General features: G+C 29.8%; 8 protein-coding genes. 1 reads left to right on the forward strand and 7 read right to left on the reverse strand.

Going from position 1 to position 6,195, the window contains the following annotated elements; translation table 11 throughout:
* Positions 1-331: 331 nt before the first annotated feature.
* Entirely contained in the window at positions 332-487 is a 156-nt protein-coding gene (locus tag COL3_RS28890) for a hypothetical protein (protein ID WP_180277961.1), read from the forward strand.
* 99 nt (positions 488-586) lie between these two features.
* Here the strand turns inward: COL3_RS28890 and COL3_RS28895 are convergent, their stop codons facing one another.
* The 7 genes from COL3_RS28895 to COL3_RS19250 form a co-directional block, all read right to left on the reverse strand.
* The gene (locus COL3_RS28895; RefSeq protein ID WP_180277962.1) at positions 587-724 is read right to left on the reverse strand and encodes a hypothetical protein; all 138 of its coding nucleotides are present in this window, start codon (positions 722-724) and stop codon (positions 587-589) included.
* Between the two features lie 179 nt (positions 725-903).
* Positions 904-1,305 (reverse strand): DUF4279 domain-containing protein, encoded by a 402-nt coding sequence (locus COL3_RS19225; protein ID WP_008429283.1) that lies wholly within the window; start codon positions 1,303-1,305, stop codon positions 904-906.
* Positions 1,306-1,319: 14 nt separating this feature from the next.
* The gene (locus COL3_RS19230) at positions 1,320-1,502 is read right to left on the reverse strand and encodes a polymorphic toxin type 33 domain-containing protein (RefSeq protein ID WP_099716688.1); all 183 of its coding nucleotides are present in this window, start codon (positions 1,500-1,502) and stop codon (positions 1,320-1,322) included.
* Between the two features lie 94 nt (positions 1,503-1,596).
* Positions 1,597-2,820 (reverse strand): IS110 family transposase, encoded by a 1,224-nt coding sequence (locus COL3_RS19235; protein WP_008429288.1) that lies wholly within the window; start codon positions 2,818-2,820, stop codon positions 1,597-1,599.
* Positions 2,821-3,019: 199 nt separating this feature from the next.
* Complete coding sequence (locus COL3_RS19240) at positions 3,020-3,919, reverse strand: tyrosine-type recombinase/integrase (protein WP_008429291.1); 900 nt, start codon at positions 3,917-3,919, stop codon at positions 3,020-3,022.
* Positions 3,920-4,412: 493 nt separating this feature from the next.
* Positions 4,413-5,147: a hypothetical protein gene (locus COL3_RS19245; protein WP_008429292.1), complete on the reverse strand. Its 735-nt coding sequence runs from the start codon at positions 5,145-5,147 to the stop codon at positions 4,413-4,415.
* Between the two features lie 18 nt (positions 5,148-5,165).
* Positions 5,166-6,195: peptidoglycan-binding protein (locus COL3_RS19250; RefSeq protein WP_180277963.1), on the reverse strand; the 1,030-nt coding region annotated here is incomplete at its 5' end.

The raw sequence follows: 6,195 nt of genomic DNA on the forward strand, positions 1-6,195 counted from the left end.
TTTTTTCTTCCTTTCATTGTTATTTTTAGGCAAAAGAAAAGACTAACAAAGGAAATCATTATCCAATGTTAGTCTTAATTTTTTATTTTTAGGTTGTATCTAGGTCACAAATTGGTTACATTTAGGTCTTAGCAAACCATTGATACAACTAAGTTTGGTCGCAAGGGCGTAGTTGAAACCAACTTTATTTTATTATTGAGTATTTTTTCTATAGCTGAACTACCTTCAATCTTAGACCTATACAACCAAGTTATTGATTTTACTAGATTTCCTACGTCCAAAATACGCCCAAGCTATGTCCTATTGCATCCATTGAAGTTTTGCTATTTGCTTGAATCGGACATCAAAAGAAGCTTTTACTGAATACCCTATGTTTCATATAGCAACTGGTATTGAAACCTCTTTTGATGGCTGTTTGTTGTTTTTAGAGTGTATTTTTCTCTCTGGTAACTGCAAACTTACTACAGAATTCAAATTATGCAGTTAAGTATTTTTACTCTTTTTATTAAACTTATTAGACTCTATGACTTGTTATTTTTATGTCGTCACTACAATAATAATTTTGCAGTCAGTTATTATACTTAAATTAGCAATATTCTTCAAAAGAAAATGATAATTCTAATTCTGAGTGGATAAGTAATTGTACGCCTACATTTGTTGTATTCCATGATATCAATATTCCAATTATTTCTCCACAAGCTTCCTTTTCACTAGATATATTCATTAATTCTTCTACCGTTATTTCATTCTACTGCCAATCAAAACCGCCATCGTCGTCGTCACCTAATGGCAAATATGAAATTTTGCCATCATCCTGCAAATTCCATTCTTCTTAATATAATTAACTACCAATAACTATCTGTTTGTATAAAGTTTATTAGATATTTCAATAAAAACACTTTTTTATAGTATATAATAGTCAACATCAATTCTTGCGCCAATATCATTTGCAAACTGTATTATCGGCATTTTAAAAGAAATAATAGGCTTTTCATCATTTACAATATTAATAGTTATTAATATTAAGTATTCAATATCAAATCTCTTTTTCAACTGATTTAAAATCTCTTTTTTATTTTCTATCCTATCTAAGAGGATATCTATTTGTTCACATATATCAAAAGATTCAATACATCCACTTTCTATACTCCAACAACAATCTCTTCTAAATGTATTATTTCTATTAGGTACTTTATCTCCCCTGTTCCATGTTTCATTAGGAACTAAATTTAATTCGTTTGTGATGAGTTCAGTATTAAATTCATATCCACTTATAACAAACTCAACATTTATATTTGTTTTCATATTATTCTCCTTCTCTATTTTATATATTCATAAGTAGGTATAGGTTCTCCTTTTCCTCCTTTTCTATAAATCCATAACATCCCAGTCTCTTTATCGACATATATATCATAATGTGCAATATTATTCTTTCCTACAAAATCTTGTTTTAATGAATGGGCATCTATTCCTTGCTTTTTTAGGTATTTATCATTAACCATTTTTATATTGGTAGGATTACTTCCCCCCTCAATCAAATGAAAATTAATAAAAGTTTAAGGTGATAGTTTTAACTACCACCTCTAATATCTGATTTCACCTATACTCCATAACATATTCTGTCTTGTTTTTCATCATCCCGTATATTATGTTTACAAGCCTTCTCATAATGCATATTAAGGCTGGTACTTTTGATTTTGACTTTCTCTCACCTGTTTTCCTTAAATAATATTCATATAATATTGGATTTCTTGGCTTTCCAGTATTTTTTGTTAATTGAACTTGTTGCTTAGCAAGAAGAAACAGAACACCATTAAGCCTTCTATTCCCTTGTTTGCTCTTAACATCTCTGCCTTTCCCTGCTGAAGAAAAATTAGTAGGAGCAACACCTGCATACTTTGCTAATTTATCAGCACTTTCAAATCTATTAATGTCACCTATCTCCGCTATTATTTGGGATGCAGTAACGATTCCTACACCTGTCAGTGTTTCTAACTTATAATCAAGTTTAGATATTATCTGCTTCATATGGCTTTCTAATTCTTCAATTTCTTTCCTACAAAATCTTATATATCTAACATAACTTCTTACAAGTTCATCTCTATGCTCTTGATATTCTCTAAAAGTATCTCCATCTCCTGCTATAAAACTTAAAATACTTTCTGCTTTCTTTGTTGAGCAAGAATTATTACTCGCTTCTAGCAAAAATTCTTTTAATTCTTTAGTAGTTATATTTTTCAATTTGCTTGGTGAAGGATACTTTTCCCAAAATGCCAAAGCAGTTTTTCCTTCAATTTCAGCAAAAAATTTCTTATAACTCGTATAACTTTTTGTCAATTGTTCATGTAGTTGTATTTTTGTTATAGATAATGATTTTACAATAGAATCTCTTCTATATACAAATTGTTTTAAAGTCCAATATAAATCACTTGGATTTGCTTCCTTTAGAATATCTATTTTCTTTACCAATACCTCGGCTATGCACTTTGCATCCCAAGTATCATTTTTAAGCGTAGTAGGATAACTTTTTCTTTCTGATGAAGAATATGAAGGATTAACTTCTTTTACAATATATCCATTTTCTTTTAAGAAAACTGCTAAACTTCTTCCATTTCCCCCAACATCCTCAAGTCCAAATATTAAGTTTAAGTTTTCGGGAATTTTTTTCTTTAATTCCTTTATAAATTCTGGGTACACTGAAATTTTACTTTCAAATGTGAACTCTCCCAATACCCTTGTCCACCAATCTATAACAACAGCAGTATGCTGTTCTTTGTGAACATCAACACCTATAAATGCATAATTTGACCCATCATCCATAATCAACACTCCTTTAGAAATTATATTTATATTAACTCTTCAGGAAATGTTGGCAACCTCAATCACAGCGTTAGTTACATGAACTCGCAAGGGGGCAACAGCCTATCCATTTCCTGAAAAGCAATTAACTTATGTTCTTGCATTATACAAATGCTTTTTCTAATTTCAAAAAATGAATAAACTTTTTTATTAAATTTTTCTAACTTAAATAAATATCTGTTATTTCTACCCTAAAATGTCCTAATTCTCTAGAAACTTTTAACCTTGCACTATAATCATTAAATCCCTTTTGGGTTAATTCCCTATATCTTCTTTGAGCATAAGCATGTCTTAAACCATGAAATGTTAATGATTTATCGCTATTTCTAAATTCCTTATTGTGGTTATAAATAAATACTTGCAAATTATTTATAACCTTATGTGTCTTTTCTTCTTTATTGATAAATACCTTTTCACCAGACTTTGTTTCTTTATAAAGTCTTTCGACTAGTTCCTTATTACTTAAAGGAATACTCCTAATTAACCCACCCTTACCCTTTACAGTTAGAAAACCTTTTTCTAACGCATCACCTAATTGACTCTTATCAAGCCTAGCAACTTCATGTACTCGAAGCCCATGTGAATATGACAAATTAACCATATCAGCATACCTGAATTCATTCTTGTTATTAGCATATTCAATAAACCTTTTAACTTCTGTATCATTCCATGCTTTATTGCTCCCTACTCTATCTTCTCTAGTTCTAGGCAATACCCCTAATTCTTTATTGATAGATAGTTTTTTACTGTTACCACCTCTTACATCTACAAAAAATCTTATTGCAGATAGATTAGTAGTAATATAAGATTTAGAATAACCACTTTCTTGCATTTGCTCAACATATCCTTGTAAATGCTTATTTTCTATTTTGTTTAAATTCTGCTTTTTAAAGGTTTCCGCTAGAAACTTAGCAAAATGGTTCATTCCATCTTCATAACGATATCTCGTCTTGATACTGCCTTGGCGAGTATGTCTAAATACCTTATCTATTTGTTCATTTAAATTCCTATATATATTCATTGTTTTTTCATCCATACTAAAATTCCATTTATCATTCATAAATACCACACCCTCTCTAGGTTTGATATTATTATTTTAAATAATATTAATAAATTTCAAGTTTTTTATAAATTATTTTTAATAATAAATAATCATAGTATTTCATTAATTTTTCTTTTGCAAAAGTCATTTCACATCAACAAAAACAATACTTTAAGTAACATATCCCACATAGTCTCAATTAAAATTGAGACTATGTGGGATATGCTTTTTATATTAGTTTAGCAATGATGCTACTTTCCTACAAATATACATATAGGTGAAGTCAATTCTTCCGTAGCAGTAATGTCATAACAGTTATACTGTTGGCTTTTTTAGCCTAACACCCATTCTTTTTTATAAATCAATTTTTATTCTTAATACCTTATTGATTTATTTAATTCCGTAGTTCTAAATACCTTCTTAAATAATTAGTTAATTCCAACTATCTAGTTATACTTTGTATAAAGTTTAATATAATTTTCAAGAAAATATATTTTTAAATTAGAAAAATTTAAATTACATTTCTATCATAATAAAAAGCAGTATTATTGTTTTTACATTTTATTTCCAACTCAATACTTTTATTGGTTAAATAAAACCCCAATTTGTGGTTTTGCTCCACAGGACTACTTAAATAGTAATCACCTTCTTTATATTTATGTGCTATTCTTATTAAACTCGTTCCAAATCCTAAAAAAGCACTCTTACTTAATCTAAACACTATATCACACCTAGAAGTAATCTCATTTTCGTCCTCAAATACTCTTATTCTTGCTACGTTATTAAAGCCAATGCTGTATATTTCATAATAATCATTGTCCCATTCTAAATCTACTAAAAAATCTACAGTTCTTTTACTTATATATTTTTTATCATTTCCTCCATTATTAATTATATTTATTAAGTTATCCTTTAAGCAACCATACTCCTTGCCATAAAAAAACAATTCAGGACTATCAGGAGTTAGGAAAAAACCCATTGGTTGATTTGCACAACTTGACCCTAACGGCTCTACTCTGATATCATACCCTTCTGGTAATCCTTCATCTAATCTTATTGCTGATATTCCAAATCCAATCATAGCCTCTTTGCTCATTTCAAAAGTCACTTTATAATTTTTACTAATATCTCTACTAAAATTTAATATTTCAATTTCACCTATATTATCATTATTTAACTCATATTCCTCATTTTCTAGTGGATTTAATGATATCCTCCTATATTGCCCTTGTATTATATTGTCCATAATATTATCTCCTTCATCTTAATTTTCATCTTTATTATAAACATCCTCTTTTATAGGTTTACCTCTTCTTTGTGGTATATAATCTGAAATCTTTGTAATATTACCTTCTTCATCAATATATAAATGTCTATCGAATTTTATATTTCCACTCGGAGTTTGTACTTCTACGTTCCAATGATTTGGTTCTCCATGGGAGAATCCTTCCCCAACATCTCTTCTTAAAATAATTTTATAATCATCACCTTCAATTTGTTTCATATATGGTTCCATTTCTCCTGTAACTTTATTCAACTTTGTTTGTATTGGAGCATTATTTAATTGTTTTATTATATCATCGGATATAGGATTACTTACCCCCTTAGCAGAAGTCAATAACCCCTTAGTAGATTTCACCGAACTAAATGCTGAAAAACCTAGGGATGCTGCATCTATTACCTTATCCTTAGTTGTAAGTTCTTCTTGCGTAAATAAATCTTTACCACTATATAATTCATACGCAGTAATCCCTGCTCCGAGATATGGTGTTGCTTTTGCAATTGCAGGTGAAGCTTTATATATGCGGTTATATCGATTTAGATCGGCCATCATCCTAGAATATTGTCCTGGATATTTATTTTTTATATCGTCTAAACTACCATTCTCATTAAGATAATTACCATTGCACCCAACACTAGATGAATCCTGACGTTCATTAGTTTTGTCTTCTACATTATCTGAATTATTAGAAGCCAACTGCTCTTCTTTTGCCTCTTCTTGTTGTTTATCTCTTGCAACATGTTGTGCTGTTTGTAGCCATACTTGTGTTTCTCTTCCTACTATTCCATCAACACCTATTCCCTGATCTTGTTGGAATTGCTCAACTGCTGCTTGAGTTGCTGGACCAAACTGACCGTCAGCTCCATAGCCGCCTAAATCATAGCCTAGATCTATTAATTTCTGCTGTAGTTGTGTTACTTCATCTCCACTATCACCTATTTGAAGTACTGTACTTCCTGTACTTGCTGTATTCATAGTTGCAAATGACCAATGTCTTTGTTCATCTGTTTCC

The sequence above is a fragment of the Clostridium sp. LS genome, from assembly GCF_002760435.1.
Lineage (GTDB): Bacteria > Bacillota > Clostridia > Clostridiales > Clostridiaceae > Clostridium.

Excerpts from the sequence above, each read along its gene's own strand:
- COL3_RS28895 (WP_180277962.1), bottom strand. The coding sequence starts at position 724 with ATGAATATATCTAGTGAAAAGGAAGCTTGTGGAGAAATAATTGGAATA.
- COL3_RS19225 (WP_008429283.1), bottom strand. The coding sequence starts at position 1,305 with ATGAAAACAAATATAAATGTTGAGTTTGTTATAAGTGGATATGAATTT.
- COL3_RS19230 (WP_099716688.1), bottom strand. The coding sequence starts at position 1,502 with ATGGTTAATGATAAATACCTAAAAAAGCAAGGAATAGATGCCCATTCA.
- COL3_RS19235 (WP_008429288.1), bottom strand. The coding sequence starts at position 2,820 with ATGGATGATGGGTCAAATTATGCATTTATAGGTGTTGATGTTCACAAA.
- COL3_RS19240 (WP_008429291.1), bottom strand. The coding sequence starts at position 3,919 with ATGAATGATAAATGGAATTTTAGTATGGATGAAAAAACAATGAATATA.
- COL3_RS19245 (WP_008429292.1), bottom strand. The coding sequence starts at position 5,147 with ATGGACAATATAATACAAGGGCAATATAGGAGGATATCATTAAATCCA.